This is a genomic window from Nocardia rhizosphaerae, from assembly GCF_042650365.1.
Lineage (GTDB): Bacteria > Actinomycetota > Actinomycetes > Mycobacteriales > Mycobacteriaceae > Nocardia > Nocardia rhizosphaerae.
Genome location: NZ_JBHSBA010000009.1, coordinates 76,794 through 92,626, shown reverse-complemented (window position 1 = coordinate 92,626; position 15,833 = coordinate 76,794). Strand labels below are relative to the sequence as shown.

Genomic DNA, 15,833 nt, shown 5'->3' with positions numbered 1-15,833 from the left:
CTCTATGACCTCGCTCACGTACGGGGCGAGTTCCCGGAGATCGTCACCGACCTGATACCTGTGGCGCCGCGATTGCTACTGTGGCGGGCGGCACGCCCGGCATTCGGCGGGCGATGCGGCACCCACATCGATAAACGGGAGTTCCTAGCGTATGTCGTCGCTGATCTACGATTACCTGCTGCCGATCCTCGGCCCGGACGCGGCCTCCTACTGGGCCCAGATGCTGATGATCAACCCGCAGTAGCCGACCGGTTCCGTCGAGCACCGCCGCCTCCCGTCCTCCCGACGGGAGGCGACTTGTTTCCCGGGGCGCTAGCATCCCGCTCCGTGAGAAGAACTTCCGCCGCCATCGCGGCAAGCGCCACCGTTATCGCCCTGCTCCTGGCCGGTTGCGGCGACGACACCACCGCCACCGAGCCCGCCTCGACCACCGCCGCCCCCGCCACCAAGGTCGACGCCGCCAAGGCGGGAATGTTCGTGGTGAGTTACCGCAACGCGTTCCCCAAGCTGGCCGAGGGCCGTGACGACGCCGCGGTCGCCGACGTGTTGAACCTGACCTGCAGCGATATCAAAGCGGGCAAGTCCGAGGCCGATACCGTCGCCGCCGTGGTCACCTATTCCAAGAACGGCTCGACCACCGCCACCGAGGACGAGGCCAAAACGATCTACGAGACGGTCAAGCTCATGTGCTGAGCCCAGGCACGCGGCGGTTCCCCTGTGGGACCGCCGCTTTCGTGCGCGGACGAGCCGGCCTGTAAGCCGGATCCTGTCCCCGGTTCGCACCGGGGGGCGACCATCCATCTGGACACACCGTCGCCGGGTGCCTCGAGCGGTCCACCCGCAGGCTCGGGCGAGCAGCCCTCGAACACCTGCGCAGCCGCACCGGGTGGTGCGACCTTCGACCTTGCTCCGGGCGGGGTTTACCGAGCCGCCCCGGTCACCCGGGGCGCTGGTGCGCTCTTACCGCACCGTTTCACCCTTACCGCACAGCTGTGCGGCGGTCTGTTCTCTGTGGCACTGTCCCGCGGGTCGCCCCGGGTTGCCGTTAGCAACCGCCCTGCTCTGTGGAGTCCGGACTTTCCTCGGCAGCGGGCGGCGGCACTGTGTGCCCGTTCCCGTTCCCGTTGCCGCGGTCGCCCGGCCGACTCGTCCGCCCGTACAGGATACCGCGGTGCGAGCGACGGGCCAGGAGGCGGCAGCCTGGGTATCCACGTAGGGCCCCGGGAGCACCGCTGGAAAACGCAGTACGGTAATCACTCATGGAACGTGTCGACGTCAGTTTCCCCTCGGGTGAGCAGCAGTGCGCTGCCTGGCTCTACCTGCCCGACGGTGCGCCCCGGCCGCGCCCGTTGGTGATCATGGGACACGGGCTGGGGGCCAACCGCGAGATGGGGTTGGATCGGTACGCGCGGCGGTTCGTCGCGGCGGGAATGGGGGTGCTGGCGTTCGACTACCGGCATTTCGGGGCCAGCGAGGGCGATCCGCGCCAGGTGATCGGCATCGCCCGCCAGCGAGCGGACTGGCGGGCCGCGATCGCCTACGCCCGCAGCATCCGCGGCTTCGATGCGACGCGGATCGCGCTGTGGGGCACCTCTTTCGGTGGTGGGCACGTGCTGTCGGTGGCGCCCGAGGACGACTACCTGGCCGCGGTCGTCGCGCAGGTGCCGTTCACCAGCGGCTGGGCCTCGGCGATGGCGAAGGGACCGACCAGCCTCACCAAGGTCGCCACGATCGCCGCGACCGACCTGCTGTTCGGGCCGATCCGGCGCAAGCCGGTGCCGATCCGGCTGGCCGGGCGCAAGCGCGCCGCGGCGCTGATGAGCGCGGCCGATGTGCCGGAGGGGTTCGGCAGGCTGGCCGAGGAGAGCGCCAACTACCGGCCGAAGGTCGGTGCGCGGGTGGCGTTCTCGACACTGTTCGATTCACCGGGGCGCCGGGCCAAGGCGCTGAAGGTACCGGTGTTCTACGCGATCGCCGAGAACGACACGATCGCGCCCGCCGCCCCGACCCGCAAGGCGGCAGAGCGCACCAAGCACGCGGTGGTCAAGCAGTACCCGGTGGGTCATTTCGACGTCTACTTCGATGATGTCTTCGAGCAGGTCGTCCGCGACCAGACCGAGTTCCTGGTGTCGGTCCTGCGCCCCTGACCGGGCGCGATCGGGCACCATGGGGTCATGGAACAGCTCAGCTCGTGGCCGCCTACGGTCTGCTGCTCCTGCACGAACGCGGCCTCGGTTCGTCCTGATCGGCAGTGCCGAGCGCGCGTTCGCGTGTCCTCGCCGCGGCACGCTGACGCCGCACAGCGCAGGGGCGCGGCAACCGTGACGGTGCCGCGCCCCCGTGCGGGTCCGAACCGGGATCAGATGGGCTGGAAGCCCGCGCCGACCCCGCCTGCCCGGTTCAGCACCTCGAGGATGACCCCGATGGGCTGGAAGTAGGCGGGCGAGTGGATCGGATTGGCGCCGTTGGTGCACGGCACGTCGAAATCGAGGGGGCCCAGGCCGGTGAGCCTGCCCTGGTTCATGCCGACCAGGCGATCGCCGACCACGACCGGGCCACCGGAATCACCCGGCTGCGAGCAGTACTGGTTGATCGAGGTGCCTTCGAGCTCACCCCACACCACACCGCAGCTGCGGCCGCTGGTGCGGCCGTCCGAGCACACCGTGGCACCGGCGGCGGGCGGCTCGCCGATCCCGGCGACGGTGGTCTGGCCGATGGTGCGCACCGGCACGACCTTGGTGGCATCCAGCTGCAGCACCGCGAAGTCCAGGTATTCACCGTCGTCGGAGAAGGCGACGGTACCGATCACGCCCGCGTCCAGCGCCTGCTCGGCGCCGACCCTCGCCCCGGTCGGGGCGCAGTGCCCCGCGGTCAGGCCGACCAGGCGGCCCGCGCTGTCGTGCCCGATGGCGGTCAGCGAGCAGCCGGAGTTGTTGTCGAAGACGATGCCGGAGGCCGCGCCGAGCACCACGCTCGGTTCGGCCGACACGATGCCCGCACCGGCGGACGCGGTGAGCACCCCCGCGATGGCCGCCGCGAACGCCGCCATCCGTAGAAACCTCATCAAGTACCTTTCTCGATGGCCGCGGCCTTGCGCCGCCCGAGATCCTTTCGGGCGGCGGGGCGTTGTCGTTACGCCGAACCGCGAACCTGGCGACGGTACCGTGTCGCGCGCAGGGGTGCCTAGCTCAAATACGAAACGTCATTGACCAGACGCACCGAGGCCCCGCCGTCGGGGTAGAACTCGGCGATGCTCAGCGAGGCCAGATCCAGATGCAGCCGGTACAGCAGCGAGGGGCCGACGCCGAGCGCCAGCTGCAGCAGTGTCTTGATCGGGGTGACGTGGCTGACCACGACGACGTTCTGGCCTGGATACAGCGCGACCAGATCGCGGCGCACACCCTCGACGCGTTCGCGCACCTGATCGAAGCTCTCACCGCCGGGCGCGGGAACGGACGGGTCACCGAGCCAGTCGGTGTGCAGTGCCGGGTCACGGTCGGCGGCCTCGGCGAAAGTCAGGCCCTCCCAGGAGCCGAAATCGGTCTCGGTGAGTCCGTCGAGGACGCGCAGCGGCACGTCGAGGGACGCGGCGGCCGCTTCCGCGGTGGCCAGCGCGCGCTGCAGCGGTGAGGTCAGCACGGCGGAGATATCGCCTTTGGCGGCAAGCATTTTCGCGGCACGGTCGGCCTGGCTGCGACCGAGGTCGGTGAGCGGCGGGTTACCGCGGCCCGAGTAGCGGCGTTCGATCGACAGTTCGGTCTGGCCGTGGCGCAGCAGCAGCAGCCGGGTCGGTCTGCCGAGCGCGCCGGTCCAGCCGGGGGTGCTGTTCGAAACCTGCTGTGCTGCCGTGCTTCTCGCATCGGGTGCCGAGTCGGGATCGAGCGCCTGTGGCCGGTCCGCGACCGCGGTCGTACCTACGGCGGCCCGGTCGTCGGCGGCGGGCACCGGCACCTGGTCGCCCGGAGCATGCCCGGCCGAAACCGCGGCGCGGACCGTGCCGACGAGGCCACCGTCGTCCATCGCCTCGTTCGCCAGCCGGTCGGCGTGGGCGTTCTCGGCGCGCGGAATCCAGGTGAAGCTCACCCGGTCGAACCCGGCGACCAGGGCGCGCGCCTGTTCGGCGAGCGGGATCATCGACGGATGCTTGACCTTCCAGCGTCCCGACATCTGCTCGACGACGAGCTTGGAGTCCATCCGCACCGTCACCACGCGCGCGCCGAGTTCGGCGGCGGCCGCCAAACCCGCGATCAGACCGCGGTATTCGGCCACATTGTTGGTGGCTACGCCGACGTATTCCGCGCGCTCGGCCAGCACCCGCGCGTGGTCGGCGTCGAAGACCACCGCGCCGTACCCGGCCGGGCCAGGGTTGCCGCGCGAGCCACCGTCGGCCTCGACGATCACCTCGGTCATCGGCCGATCACAGCCCGGATTCCTTGGTGCGCACCATGATCGCGCCGCATTCGGGGCAGCGCAGCACCTCCTCGGGCGCGGCCTTGGCGATGCGCTGCATCTCGCCGCGGTCGATCTCGATCCGGCAGGCGCCACAGCGGCGGGCCTGCAGCAGGGCGGCACCGACGCCGTGCGCGGCGCGCTGCTTGTCGTAGACGGCGAGCAGTTCGGCGGGGAACAGACCGAGCAGCCCGGCCCGGTCGGTGTCGCATCGCTGCTCGGCGACGTCGAGGTCGGCCGTCGCCTCGTCGCGCAGGCGTTCGGCGTCGGCCAGGTCCTGTTCGGCCTTGCTCAGCCGGGCACCGGCGTGATCGTGGTCGGCGGCCATGGCCTCGCGCTGCTCCATCACGGTGAGCAGTTCGTCTTCGAGCACCGAGCGGCGCCGCTCCAGGCTACCCAGCTCGTGCTGCAGCTCCGACAGCTGCTTGGCGGCGACGGTGCCCGCGGTGAGCATGCCGCGGTCGCGGTCCTCCCGCTTACGCACGGCTTCCACCTCGCCCTCCAGCTTGCGGATGTCGCGATCCAGATCGTCGATGCCGATCTCCACCGCGACCGCGGCGTCCTTGTAGCCGTTGCGCTCGGCCGCCAGCCGCGCCACCTCCTGCTGCTCGGGCAGCGCCTTCCTGCGGTGCGCGATCCGGGTGAGCTCGGCATCGACAGTGGCGAGCTGCAGCAGCTTGGACTGGACCGACGGTTCGACATTCAACGCGAACGAACTCCTGAACACAGTGGACGGATGGGGTCGGTCAACCGTACCGCGCCGCACGGGTGCGTATGCCACGACCCGAAGACCGAGGTTCGGTCGGGCAGCAGTAGTCGCTGCGCTGAGACCGGTCAGCCGGTGACGGTCCACGGGTCGGTGCGCAGGGTGGACACTCGGGTGTCCAGGCCGGGCAGGGCGGTGCGGACGACCTGTTCGGCCTGGGCGCACCAGGGGAACTCGGTCGCCCAGTGGGCGGCGTCGACGAGCGCGGGGCCGCCGCGGCGCAGGTGTTCGTCGACGGGGTGGTGGCGCAGGTCGGCGGTGAGGTAGGCGTCGACACCGGCGCGGATGGCGGCGTTCAGGTAGGAGTCGCCCGCACCGCCGCAGACGGCGATCCGGTGGACCACGCGGTCGGGGTCGCCCGCCGCGCGCACGCCCCACACGGTGCGCGGCAGGCCGATGCCGACGCGGGCGGTGAACTCGCGCAGGGTTTCCGGACGGGCCAGCTCACCGATCCGGCCGAGTCCCAGCGAGGACGGCAGCGGCGCGCGTTCGGTGACGTGATAGGCCGGTTCCTCGTACGGGTGGGCGGCGCGCAGCGCGGCCAGCACCGCCAGGCGCGCGGACGGCGGCGCGACGACCTCAACGGCGTCCTCGGTGACGGTTTCCACGGTGCCGACGGCCCCGATCGCCGGAGTGGCGCCGGGCAGGGGCCGGAACTGGCCGGTGCCCGCGGTGTACCAGGCCGCTTCCCGGTAGTCGCCGATGGCGCCCGCACCCGCGGTGAACAGCGCCGACATCAGCGCGGCGGTGTGGGTCTGCGGCACCTGGATCACCCATTTGTCCATGGCGGCAAACGGTTTCGGATCCAGCGGACCTGTAACGGTGAGACCGACCGCGGCGGCGAGCGCGTCGGAGACGCCTGGGTCGGCGGAGTCGGCGTTGGTGTGCGCGGAGAACAGGGCGCAGCCGGAGCGGATCAGCCGGTGCAGCAGCGCGCCTTTCGGGGTGGAGGCGGCGACAGTGTCGACCCCGCGCAGCAGCAGCGGATGATGCACGACCAGTGCCTGCGCTCCCCATGCGAGCGCTTCGTCGACCACCGCGGCGGTGGCGTCGACGGCGAACACGACCTTGCCGACGTCCTGCGCCGGGTCACCGCACACCAGCCCCACCGAATCCCACGATTCGGCCAGCCTCGGCGGGTACGCCGCGTCGAGTACCCCGATCAGTTCGGCCAGGTCGGTCACCGCCGCCTCCTTCGTCGTATTTCCCGGATTCCGGCCGAACCCGGTGCGTTCCACTACTTCTCACCGATCCTGGCCCACCGGACCATGGCGTGCTCACCACCCGGCGCCTCGAGGCCGGGCGGTGCGCCGACGCCGCCCGGTCGGGCGTGCCGCGGAGGCCGAGGTCCTGGCACCGAAGTTTCCTCGGGTCCGAGGGAGCCGGCGCCTCGCGATGCGCGCCGCCGCGACCTCGCGCTCCGCGCTGGACCTCGCCGAAACGTCATCGCCTGCACAGTCTCGATCCGGTCGACGGGCCGCCGATGCTCCCGCTGTCCTCGCCGGGACCACCGATTCTCGGTCGGCACCAGCACGGTCCGCACGCCGTGGTGCGGCCCAGCCGCTCGGACGAGCGGTTCGGTATCACCACAGCGCCGCCCGCAGTCCGGCGATCAGGCGATCGACTTCGGCCGGGCCCCGCACCGCCACCCGCAGGTGATCGGTGCCGAGACCGGGGAAGGTGTCGGCACGGCGGACAGCGATACCGCGATCGGCCAGGCGTTTACGGACCAGGGCGCCATCGGCGACGCGCAGTAGCAGGAACGGGCCGGTGGCCGGGGTGTGGACCTCGACACCGAGGGCGGTGAGGCGGGCGATCATGGCGGCGCGCTCGGCGGCGATCTCGTGCGCGTGCCGCCGGGATTCGGCGACGGCCGACGGCACTGCGGTGGCGATGATCGCCTCCAGCTGCAAGGTGCCGAGTGGCCAATGCGGTCGCCCGTGGTTCAGCCTGACCAGCACCTCCGGCGCCCCGAGGAAGTACCCGCAGCGCAGCCCGGCCAGCGCCCAGGTCTTGGTGAGGCTGCGCAGGACGAGCACATCGGACGCGGGGAGCCCGGCCAGCGATTCTGGCTCGGCGATGTCGTCTTCCGGTCGCGCCGTCGGCGGATCGCACGATGTCGCGGTGAGCGGCGAGCGGGACGGCGGCGAAACAGCGGTCCGAGCCCGGACACCCTCGCCCGGCGATACCCCGCCGACCGCGTCGGCGAAGGCCTCGTCGACGACGATGATCCGGCCCGGACGGCGCAGTGCCCTGATGGTGGCGGCGGGGTGCAGGACCGAGGTCGGGTTGGTGGGGTTGCCCAGGACCACCAGGTCGGCTTCCTCGGGGACGAGCGTCGGGTCCAGGGTGTAGGGCGGCGGCAGAATCACGCGGGTCACCGGGATACCCGCCTCCCGCAGGGCCAGCTCGGGCTCGGTGAACGACGGGTGGACGACCGCGGCCAGGCGCGGGGCGAGGCGCGGCAGCATCGCGAAGCCTTCGGCCGCACCTGCCAGCAGCAGCACCTCGTCGGGAGATCGACCGTGCCTGGCGGCGACGGCGGCGCGGGCGGCGGCCTCCTCCTCGGCGGCGGGATAGCGGCCGAGGTCGTCGAGGCGCGCGGCCAGCCGGTCGCGCAACCACGAGGGCGGGGCCACCCCGCGCACGTTCACCGCGAAATCGAGCATGCCGGGACGGGCCTCCACGTCGCCGTGGTGGCGCAGCATCGCGGGGTCGACCGAGTCCTGGAACACAACAGACCACCCTACGTGGCGGCGATTCGGCGGCACGGGCGACAATGGCGTGTGTGGGACAGCTGCACGTGTCATTCATCTGCACAGGGAACATCTGCCGTTCGCCGATGGCGGCGAAGATGTTCGAGGCGCACCTCTACCGCGCCGGTCTCGCCAACCGAGTGCGGGTGACCAGCGCGGGAACCGGTTCGTGGCATGTCGGCGATCCGGCCGATCCGCGGACCGAGGCGACGCTGCGGCGCGCCGGGTACCCCACCGAGCACGTCGCGGCGACCTTCGGCGCGCAGCACCGCGACGCCGATCTGATCATCGCGCTCGACACCGGCCACGATCGGGAGCTGGCGCATCGCGGTGTCCCGACCGAACAGCGCAGGCTGCTGCGCAGCTTCGATCCCGCCGCCGACGGCAGTGATGTGCCCGACCCGTACTACGGCGACCAGTCCGATTTCGACCTGGTCCGCGACCAGATCGAAGCGGCCGTCCCCGGCCTGCTCGACTGGGTACGCGCCGAACTCGCCGCCCGCGCCCCGGCCGACACCCCACGCTGATGCGCAAACTCGCCTTCCTGCTTCGCCCGAGCTGGCTCATCCTCGCGGCGATCGTCGCGGCCTTCGCCTACCTGTGCTTCACCGTGCTCGCCCCGTGGCAGCTCGGCAAGAACACCAGCACCGAACACCGCAACCAGCTGATCGCCGACTCGGTCCGCGCCGATCCGGTCGACGTGGCGAGTGTGCTCGACGGCGACGAGACCGAGCACACCGAATGGCGCCGGGTCACCGCCGACGGCGCGTACGTGCCGGATTCGACGGTCCTGGTGCGGCTGCGGCACCTCGACGGCGCGCCCGGCTACGCGGTGCTGGACGCGTTCCGCCTCGGCGACGGCCGCACCGTGCTCGTCGACCGAGGTCTGGTCGCCGCTGTCGACGGCACCCGGCCGCCGGATATCGCCGCGCCCCCGACCGGACCGCAGCGGCTGGAAGCCCGCGTGCGCGCGTCCGAAGGAGTGGTCGCGGACAAGCCACCGAGCACCCAGGACGGCTATCGCCAGGTGTACACCATCGACACCGGCCAGGAATCCACCGTGCTCGGGTATCCCCTCACCGAGATCCCGACCGGCACCGACAAGGGCGGCTACCTCCAGCTCGCCGATGGCCAGCCCGGTGCCTTCACCCCCGTCGCCCTCCCCCAGCTCGACGCGGGCCCCTACCTCTCCTACGGCCTCCAATGGCTGGCCTTCGGCATCATGGCACCGCTCGGCCTCGGCTACTTCGTCGTCGCCGAACTCCGCGCCCGCCGCCGCGATCGCGCCGAAACGGCCGCCTCCGCCGCTCCGGCACCGACCGCCCAGTCACCGGAGCCGACGCCGACCACCACCGAAGCCCGCCTGGCCGACCGCTACGGCCGCACCCGCTGACCACCCGGATCCAGCCGTTCGCCGAGTCCGCCCGGTCCGATCACGACAGCGCGTCCCCGCCTGATCGGTACCACCCGGTTCCAGCACCCGGACCGAGGCGGACCTCATCCCCCGACCACGGGCCTGAGCCTTCAAGATCAACAGGCAATGGTGCAGAATCCCACTCGGCGAACGCTTGCGCCAGAGCCTGGTGATCGGCTGTCCAGCTGGGCAAGGGGCTCGAACCCCCTCTGCGCCGTCCCCGTCGCCGACGCTTCGTACGTCCCGTGGGAAAGGGTCCGCCCCGCGGATCCGACCCGGCCCGCACGTCCACCGCGGGGATCAAACTCGGGCTTGCCTCAACGCCGCCGAAGCACTTCCGCGACAACGACCGCCACCGCCAGCGCACCCGCCTGGACGGCGGTCGACATCCGCACGGCCCGCCGGAGGTCCGCCGTCGTCGGCGCCGGACCGTCGCCGAGGGTGGGGCGCAGTTCCGCACCGTGCCGGTACTGGGTGCGGCCGCCGAGCCGGATGCCGAGCGCACCGGCCATCGACGCCTCGACCACTCCGGCGTTCGGGCTCGGATGCTTGGCGGCGTCGCGGCGCCACGCACGCAACGCCGCGCCGGGCCGCCCGCCGACGAGGGGGGCCAGCACGGCGGTCAGCACGCCGGTGACCCGGGCGGGTACCAGATTCGCGGCGTCGTCGACGCGGGCGGCGGCCCAACCGAATCGCTCGTATCGCTCGTTGCGGTAGCCGATCATCGCGTCGAGGGTGTTCACCGCGCGGTAGCCGAGCAGTCCCGGCACGCCGGCGACGGCGCCCCACAGCAACGGTGCGACGGTCGCGTCGGAGGTGTTCTCGGCGATGGATTCCAGCGCGGCCCTGGCCAGTCCGTCGGCATCGAGCACCGAGGGGTCGCGGCCGCACAGCGAGGGCAGCAGCTCGCGGGCACCGGTGAGGTCGCCCGCGTCGAGCCGGTCGGCCATGTCGTGGCCCGCGCGGGCGAGGGATCGGCCACCCAGCGCCGTCCAGGTCGCCAGGGCGGTCGCGAGCACGCCGCCCCTGGCGGCCAGCGCACCGATCCCGAGCACCGATCCGACCGCCACCGCCTCGTGCAGCACACCGGCCCACCGATCGTCGGCGTAGGTCGACCGCTCCAGAACCATTGCCGCGGAGCCGAACCCGGCGACCGGATGCAGCCGGCGAGGATCGGCGAGTACCCGGTCGAGCGCGAACCCTAGAACCAGACCCACCGCCGTCGAACTCGCCCGCTGCTCCCGCACGAGTAGACCCTAAGATCTCCGCCGACGACACCGCGCGCCACCCCCACCGGGCACCACTCTGACGAGCGCGCCGCCAGGCCGCACGGCCGATCGCTGAGCCGAGGCAGTCCGGCCGAGCCGGACGCAGCGCCCGCAACCCTGGCTCACGCACGGCCCGCCCGATCCGGCGGGCTGACCGGCCGCGCCACCGCGGCGAAATCGGCCGGGAATGTCACACCGCACCCGGTTGGTTCGTCGTCTCGGCGACACACTTTCCTACACTCGCCCGAACAGGGGCCACGACAATCGAACGGCGATGACGATGACCGACGCACCGCAGCACCCCGACCGGACCGAGCTGGCCCGCCGCTTCGAAGAGCACCGCCCCTACCTGCGCAGGCTCGCCTACAGCACGCTCGGCAGTCTCAGCGATGCCGAGGACGTGGTGCAGGACGCGTGGCTGCGGCTGCAACGGCAGCACGAGGCGGGCACGGCGGGCGAGATCGACAACCTGCGCGCCTGGCTGACGACCGTCACCAGCCGCCTGGCCCTGGACCTGCTCGGCTCGGCGCGGGCCCGGCGCGAGCAGTATGTCGGCGAGTGGCTGCCCGAGCCGGAGGTGACCACCTGGGACGACCCCGCCGACCGCATCTCCCAGGACGAACGGGTCACCACGGCACTGCTGGTGGTGCTGGAATCGCTCTCGCCCGCCGAGCGGACCGCGTTCGTGCTGCAGGACGTGTTCGGGATGACCGGCCCCGAGGTGGCCGAGGTCGTCGGCCGCACTCCGGCGGCGGTCCGGCAGCTGGCCTCGCGAGCGCGCAGACACGTCGAATCGGGGACGCCGCGGTTTCCGGCCTCACGCGCCGAACAGGAGAAGGTCGTCTCCGCGTTCGCGCTGGCCTGGCGCTCGGGTGATCTGCGTTCGCTGCTCGGCGTGCTGGACGAGAAGGTGGTGCTCACCGCCGACGGTGGCGGCAAGGTGCCCGCGATCCGCCAGCCGGTGCGCGGCGCCGAACTCATCGCCAAGATGCTGATGGGCTGGTACCACGGGCCGTCGGCCGAGCGGGCGTGGGGCCGCGCGGTCCTGGTCAACGGCGCGCCGGGCTTGGTGGTGTTCGACGGCACGAATGTCGGCGTCTTCTCGTTCGTGATCGACGCGGGGCGGATCGTCGCGATCAATGTCGTCCGCAATCCCGACAAGCTGCACGGACTCCCCACCGAGGGCGTCCCGGACTGGTTTCTCGGCACCGGCGAATAGCGGAGTTCCGCCGCGGCGGTCGGGAAACGTCGCCGCCGTTCTCGTCCAAGGGATACGAGCGGCGGCGGGGATCCAGCGGCGTACGTAAGGCCGGGCCTGCCCCGACCCGCTCGTTCACTGTGCGGGTGCCGGGCCCCGGCTGCGTCCCCCGTTTTCTCCGCGCTGGCCGACGCCAAGCCGCGCGGTGTCAGACGGTGAGCGAATACCCGTGAGCGGCGGCGACTTCGGTGGACAACAGCTTGCCGTCGTCGGCGGTGAGCCCGGCCGCGAGTCCGGGATCGGCCGCGCAGGCCCCGCGCCAGCCCCGGTCGGCGATAGCGGTGGCGAACGGCAGGGTGGCGTTGGTGAGCGCGACCGTGGAGGTGTGCGGCACCGCGCCCGGCATGTTCGCCACGCAGTAGAACAGCGAATTCGCCACGGGGAAGGTCGGATCGGCGTGCGTGGTCGGCCGGGTCGAGGTGAAGCAGCCACCCTGGTCGACGGCGATGTCGACCAGCACCGATCCCGGCCGCATCCGGGCGACCAGGTCGTCGGACACCAGTTTCGGCGCCTTGGCACCCGGCACCAGCACCGACCCGATCACCAGGTCGGCGCCGAGCACGGCCCGCTCGATCTCGAGCGCGTGCGAGGCGAGGGTGCCGACACGGCCCGCGAACCGGGCGTCGAGCGCCCGCAAGCGCGCCAGATTCGTATCTAGCACACTGACCCTGGCGCCCATGCCCACCGCGACGGTGACCGCGTTGGTGCCTGCGACTCCGCCGCCGAGCACCACCACATCGGCGGGGCGAACGCCGGGCACCCCGCCGAGCAGCACTCCCGCCCCACCCATCGGCGCCATCAGGTGGTAGGCGCCGACCTGGGTGCCGAGCTTGCCCGCCACCTCGCTCATCGGCGCGAGGAGCGGCAGCGACCCGTCCGGGGCGCGGACCGTCTCGTAGGCGATGGCGGTGATCCCGGAATCCAGGATGGCGTCGGTGCACTCCTTCGACGCCGCCAGGTGCAGGTAGGTGAACAGCACCTGCTCCCGCCGCATGCGCGAATACTCTTCGGCGATGGGCTCTTTCACCTTCAAGATGAGCTCTGCCTCGGCCCAGACCCGGTCGGCGTCCGCCGCGATCACCGCGCCCGCCGCGAGGTAGTCCTCGTCGCCGAAGCCGGATCCGGTGCCGGCCCCGGCCTGCACCAGCACCCGATGTCCGTGGGCGGTCAGCTCGGAAGCTCCTGCGGGAGTGAGCGCGACCCGGAACTCTTGCGGTTTGACCTCGGCAGGCACCCCGATTGTTCCCGTCATCGGCCCAGCTTAGGTCGCGGGCCGACGGGCGTCAGCCGGTTGCCGCCTCGCGTGTTGTCTCGGTGCCCGCCGCGGCGGATTCGGCCGAGGTGGGGGCCGGCGTAGCGGTCGTGGTCGCCGGTGGCGCTGCGGTCGCGGAGGTGGAGGTCGCCTGCGACTCGGTCGTGGCCGGCTCGGTCGTGGTCGGCTCGGTCGTGGTCGGCTCGGTCGTCGTGCTCGGCGCGGGTTCCTCGCCGCACTGCCCCGGCCCGCAGTTGTCGGTGCCGCAGTCGGGTCCAGGCTGACAGGTGTGCCCGGGTGGGAGCCCGCACTCACCGGGACCACAACTGTCCGTCCCGCAGTCCGGACCAGGCTGGCAGGTGTGCCCCGGCAGCAAGCCACACTCACCGGGACCGCAGCTGTCGGTGCCGCAGTCCGGGCCCGGCTCACAGTTGTAGCCAGGCGGCGGCGTCTGCTCGCTGCTTCGGGCAGCCGGGGTGCCGGGCTGAGCGCCGCCAGGCACCGACGCGCCGTCACCGCCAGGGGCCGGTGCCGACGTCACCGAGGTCGGGGCCGAGGAGGTGACCGTCACCGAAGTCTTGGACACCGTGCTCGACGCGGGGGCCGCGGGCTCGGTGCCGCCGGACGAACACCCGGCCACGGCCGGCACCACGGCGATCAGAGCGATCAGCACCCGCGCACCGGCACCGAGCAATGTCTTCGGCAACACATCTCCTCCGTCATGGAACGACACACCGAGCCTCGGGCGCGTGCTCGGAATCCGGTGGGTGAACACCCCTCGGATCACCCAGCGGCCGCATGCGCCGTCCACAGCCCCATCCACCCTCACCGACTGCCCCGCACTCAGCGAGTGGCCTTCAGGCCATGCATCGCTAAGATCGGGCCATGCGTTCGGTGGCCGTTGTCGCGTTCGACGGGATAAGTCCCTTCCACCTGTCGGTGCCGACCCTGGTGTTCGGCCGCTCCGGGACCGGCGTCGACGCCGAGCCGTCCTACGAGGTGCGGGTCTGCGCCGAACAGCCGGGATCCCTGTCCACCGCGGCGGATTTCGACATCACCGTGCACCACGGCCTCGACGCGATCGCCGAGGCGGAGCTGGTGATCTTCCCCGGCTGGATCAGCGGGCACGACCCCTCCCCCGCCCTCACCGCCGCCGTCCGCGCCGCGCACGCCGACGGCGCCCGGCTGGTGGGCCTCTGCTTCGGCTCCTGGGCGATCGCGGCCACCGGCCTGGTCGACGGCCGCGACGTCACCACCCACTGGGCTGCCGCCGCGGCCATGGCCAGCGCCTTCCCCCAGGTGCGGGTGCGAGCCGACGCGCTCTGGACCGACCTCGGCGACGTGATCACCTCCGCGGGCGTCGCGGCCGCACTGGACTGCTGCCTGCATATCGTGCGCGGCGATCTCGGCGCCCACGCTGCCACCGAACTGGCACGCGCGCTGGTCACCGCTCCGCACCGCCCCGGCTCCCAGGCGCAGTTCATCCCGATCGACACCATCGACGACGGCACCGACGACCCGATCGAACACGCGATGGTCTGGGCGCGGACCCACCTCGGCACCACCATCGACCTCGACGCCTGGTCACGGACCGCGTTCATGTCCCGGCGCACCTTCACCCGCCGCTTCCGCGCGCGTACCGGAACCAGCCCGCAGCGCTGGCTGCTGCGGCAGCGCACCGATCACGCCAGGCTGCTGCTCGAGTCCACCGACGACACCATCGACCGCATCGCCCGCGACACCGGATTCGGCAGCGCGGTGAACCTGCGCCACCACTTCCACCGCGCGCTCGGCACCTCACCGGCGGCCCACCGTGCCCAGTTCCGCGGGACAGCGCAATAATCGCGGACATGATCATCAAGGTGGCCGGGTTCGCACCGGAAATCGACGACACCGCGTGGATCGCGCCGAACGCGACCGTGATCGGCCGGGTGAAGCTGGCCGGCGAGGTCGGCATCTGGTACTCGGCGGTCCTGCGTGGCGACCTCGAGGACATCACAGTTGGCGCGCGCACCAATATTCAGGACGGGTGCGTGCTACACGCCGACCCGGGCTTCCCGCTCACCGTCGGCAGCGGAGTCTCGGTGGGACACAACGCGATCCTGCACGGCTGCACCATCGGCGACGACGTACTGGTCGGCATGGGCGCGACCGTCCTCAACGGCGCGGTGATCGGCGCGGGCACGCTGATCGCGGCCAATGCCCTGATCCCCGAGGGCGCGCAGATCCCGCCCGGCTCGCTGGTCGCGGGCGTTCCCGGCAAGGTACGCAAGGAACTGACCGAAGCGCAGCAGGACGGGCTGAAGCTCAATGCGGCTGTCTACGTCCACAACCTGGGCGCGCACCGGGATGCCGAGATCTTGTGAGACATCACACTGATCAAGTGACCAGTAGGGAAACCTGATAGCATTTGCCCTGCGTATCACGCCCGGCCAGGAGTTCGGCGGTCGGCACCGGATGCGCGAGGCAGGAGGTTTCACGGTGGCATACGCGCAATCCGGTGTGCACCTGACGGGACGGCTCAGCGTGGCCGATATCGCCGCCCAACCCGGCGGAATCGAGGCACTCCGGTGCCGGGTCCACGAATTACGCTCCCGCGGAGTCCACTTCGCCGCCAATGCCATCGAACAGGAGATGGCCGCGCTGGATCTGACGCCACAGGGATAATGG

The 15,833-nt window shown here is 71.6% G+C and carries 16 protein-coding genes and 1 other RNA gene; 8 read left to right on the top strand and 9 right to left on the bottom strand.

Annotated features, from left to right (window positions below; genetic code table 11):
- Positions 1-327 precede the first annotated feature (327 nt).
- A complete protein-coding gene (locus ACFOW8_RS19320) occupies positions 328-693 on the top strand; it encodes a hypothetical protein (protein ID WP_378552240.1) in 366 nt (121 codons plus the stop codon).
- A gap of 46 nt (positions 694-739) precedes the next feature.
- Here the strand turns inward: ACFOW8_RS19320 and rnpB are convergent.
- Positions 740-1,149, bottom strand: an RNA gene (gene rnpB / locus ACFOW8_RS19315) — RNase P RNA component class A.
- 110 nt (positions 1,150-1,259) lie between these two features.
- Between rnpB and ACFOW8_RS19310 the strand changes: the two genes are divergently transcribed.
- Entirely contained in the window at positions 1,260-2,147 is an 888-nt protein-coding gene (locus ACFOW8_RS19310; protein ID WP_378552239.1) for an alpha/beta hydrolase, read from the top strand.
- Positions 2,148-2,359: 212 nt separating this feature from the next.
- On the opposite strand, the gene ACFOW8_RS19305 is transcribed toward ACFOW8_RS19310, so the two are convergent.
- From ACFOW8_RS19305 to cobC, 5 genes are all read right to left on the bottom strand, one after another.
- Entirely contained in the window at positions 2,360-3,064 is a 705-nt protein-coding gene (locus ACFOW8_RS19305; RefSeq protein ID WP_378552238.1) for a S1 family peptidase, read from the bottom strand.
- A gap of 119 nt (positions 3,065-3,183) precedes the next feature.
- Entirely contained in the window at positions 3,184-4,410 is a 1,227-nt protein-coding gene (locus tag ACFOW8_RS19300) for a bifunctional RNase H/acid phosphatase (protein WP_378552236.1), read from the bottom strand.
- Positions 4,411-4,417: 7 nt separating this feature from the next.
- The gene (locus tag ACFOW8_RS19295; RefSeq protein WP_378552233.1) at positions 4,418-5,155 is read right to left on the bottom strand and encodes a zinc ribbon domain-containing protein; all 738 of its coding nucleotides are present in this window, start codon (positions 5,153-5,155) and stop codon (positions 4,418-4,420) included.
- A gap of 128 nt (positions 5,156-5,283) precedes the next feature.
- On the bottom strand, positions 5,284-6,399 hold the full coding sequence (locus ACFOW8_RS19290; protein ID WP_378552231.1) for a Nif3-like dinuclear metal center hexameric protein: 1,116 nt from the start codon (positions 6,397-6,399) through the stop codon (positions 5,284-5,286).
- A gap of 399 nt (positions 6,400-6,798) precedes the next feature.
- Positions 6,799-7,950 carry an Rv2231c family pyridoxal phosphate-dependent protein CobC gene (gene cobC, locus ACFOW8_RS19285; protein ID WP_378552229.1) on the bottom strand — a complete coding sequence of 384 codons (1,152 nt, stop codon included), beginning with the start codon at positions 7,948-7,950 and terminating at the stop codon, positions 6,799-6,801.
- Between the two features lie 44 nt (positions 7,951-7,994).
- On the opposite strand from cobC, the gene ACFOW8_RS19280 reads away from it, so the two are divergent.
- Together ACFOW8_RS19280 and ACFOW8_RS19275 are read left to right on the top strand one after the other, a co-directional pair.
- Complete coding sequence (locus tag ACFOW8_RS19280) at positions 7,995-8,498, top strand: low molecular weight protein-tyrosine-phosphatase (protein WP_378552228.1); 504 nt, start codon at positions 7,995-7,997, stop codon at positions 8,496-8,498.
- Positions 8,498-9,364 (top strand): SURF1 family cytochrome oxidase biogenesis protein, encoded by an 867-nt coding sequence (locus ACFOW8_RS19275; RefSeq protein WP_378552227.1) that lies wholly within the window; start codon positions 8,498-8,500, stop codon positions 9,362-9,364. Before ACFOW8_RS19280 ends, ACFOW8_RS19275 begins: the two co-directional genes overlap by 1 nt.
- A 338-nt stretch (positions 9,365-9,702) precedes the next feature.
- Here ACFOW8_RS19275 and ACFOW8_RS19270 read toward each other — a convergent pair whose 3' ends face one another.
- Complete coding sequence (locus ACFOW8_RS19270; protein WP_378552226.1) at positions 9,703-10,632, bottom strand: cobalamin biosynthesis protein; 930 nt, start codon at positions 10,630-10,632, stop codon at positions 9,703-9,705.
- A 301-nt stretch (positions 10,633-10,933) separates the two neighbouring features.
- On the opposite strand from ACFOW8_RS19270, the gene sigJ reads away from it, so the two are divergent.
- A complete protein-coding gene (sigJ, locus tag ACFOW8_RS19265; protein WP_378552313.1) occupies positions 10,934-11,872 on the top strand; it encodes an RNA polymerase sigma factor SigJ in 939 nt (312 codons plus the stop codon).
- A gap of 187 nt (positions 11,873-12,059) precedes the next feature.
- Here the strand turns inward: sigJ and ald are convergent, their stop codons facing one another.
- Positions 12,060-13,163 (bottom strand): alanine dehydrogenase, encoded by a 1,104-nt coding sequence (gene ald / locus ACFOW8_RS19260; RefSeq protein WP_378552224.1) that lies wholly within the window; start codon positions 13,161-13,163, stop codon positions 12,060-12,062.
- 31 nt (positions 13,164-13,194) lie between these two features.
- Entirely contained in the window at positions 13,195-13,869 is a 675-nt protein-coding gene (locus ACFOW8_RS19255) for a hypothetical protein (RefSeq protein ID WP_378552222.1), read from the bottom strand.
- A 179-nt stretch (positions 13,870-14,048) separates the two neighbouring features.
- Here ACFOW8_RS19255 and ACFOW8_RS19250 point away from each other — a divergent pair, with 179 nt between their 5' ends.
- The 3 genes from ACFOW8_RS19250 to ACFOW8_RS19240 all read left to right on the top strand — a co-directional run bounded on the left by ACFOW8_RS19250 (position 14,049) and on the right by ACFOW8_RS19240 (position 15,830).
- Positions 14,049-15,005: a GlxA family transcriptional regulator gene (locus ACFOW8_RS19250; RefSeq protein WP_378552220.1), complete on the top strand. Its 957-nt coding sequence runs from the start codon at positions 14,049-14,051 to the stop codon at positions 15,003-15,005.
- A gap of 8 nt (positions 15,006-15,013) precedes the next feature.
- The gene (locus ACFOW8_RS19245; RefSeq protein WP_378552218.1) at positions 15,014-15,529 is read left to right on the top strand and encodes a gamma carbonic anhydrase family protein; all 516 of its coding nucleotides are present in this window, start codon (positions 15,014-15,016) and stop codon (positions 15,527-15,529) included.
- Positions 15,530-15,644: 115 nt separating this feature from the next.
- Entirely contained in the window at positions 15,645-15,830 is a 186-nt protein-coding gene (locus tag ACFOW8_RS19240) for a hypothetical protein (protein ID WP_378552216.1), read from the top strand.
- The last annotated feature ends 3 nt before the right edge of the window (positions 15,831-15,833 follow it).

Coding starts and splice junctions, on each gene's coding strand:
- ACFOW8_RS19310 (WP_378552239.1), top strand. CDS start 1,260: ATGGAACGTGTCGACGTCAGTTTCCCCTCGGGTGAGCAGCAGTGCGCT.
- ACFOW8_RS19305 (WP_378552238.1), bottom strand. CDS start 3,064: ATGAGGTTTCTACGGATGGCGGCGTTCGCGGCGGCCATCGCGGGGGTG.
- ACFOW8_RS19300 (WP_378552236.1), bottom strand. CDS start 4,410: ATGACCGAGGTGATCGTCGAGGCCGACGGTGGCTCGCGCGGCAACCCT.
- ACFOW8_RS19280 (WP_378552228.1), top strand. CDS start 7,995: ATGGCGTGTGTGGGACAGCTGCACGTGTCATTCATCTGCACAGGGAAC.
- ACFOW8_RS19275 (WP_378552227.1), top strand. CDS start 8,498: ATGCGCAAACTCGCCTTCCTGCTTCGCCCGAGCTGGCTCATCCTCGCG.
- sigJ (WP_378552313.1), top strand. CDS start 10,934: ATGACCGACGCACCGCAGCACCCCGACCGGACCGAGCTGGCCCGCCGC.
- ald (WP_378552224.1), bottom strand. CDS start 13,163: ATGACGGGAACAATCGGGGTGCCTGCCGAGGTCAAACCGCAAGAGTTC.
- ACFOW8_RS19250 (WP_378552220.1), top strand. CDS start 14,049: ATGCGTTCGGTGGCCGTTGTCGCGTTCGACGGGATAAGTCCCTTCCAC.
- ACFOW8_RS19245 (WP_378552218.1), top strand. CDS start 15,014: ATGATCATCAAGGTGGCCGGGTTCGCACCGGAAATCGACGACACCGCG.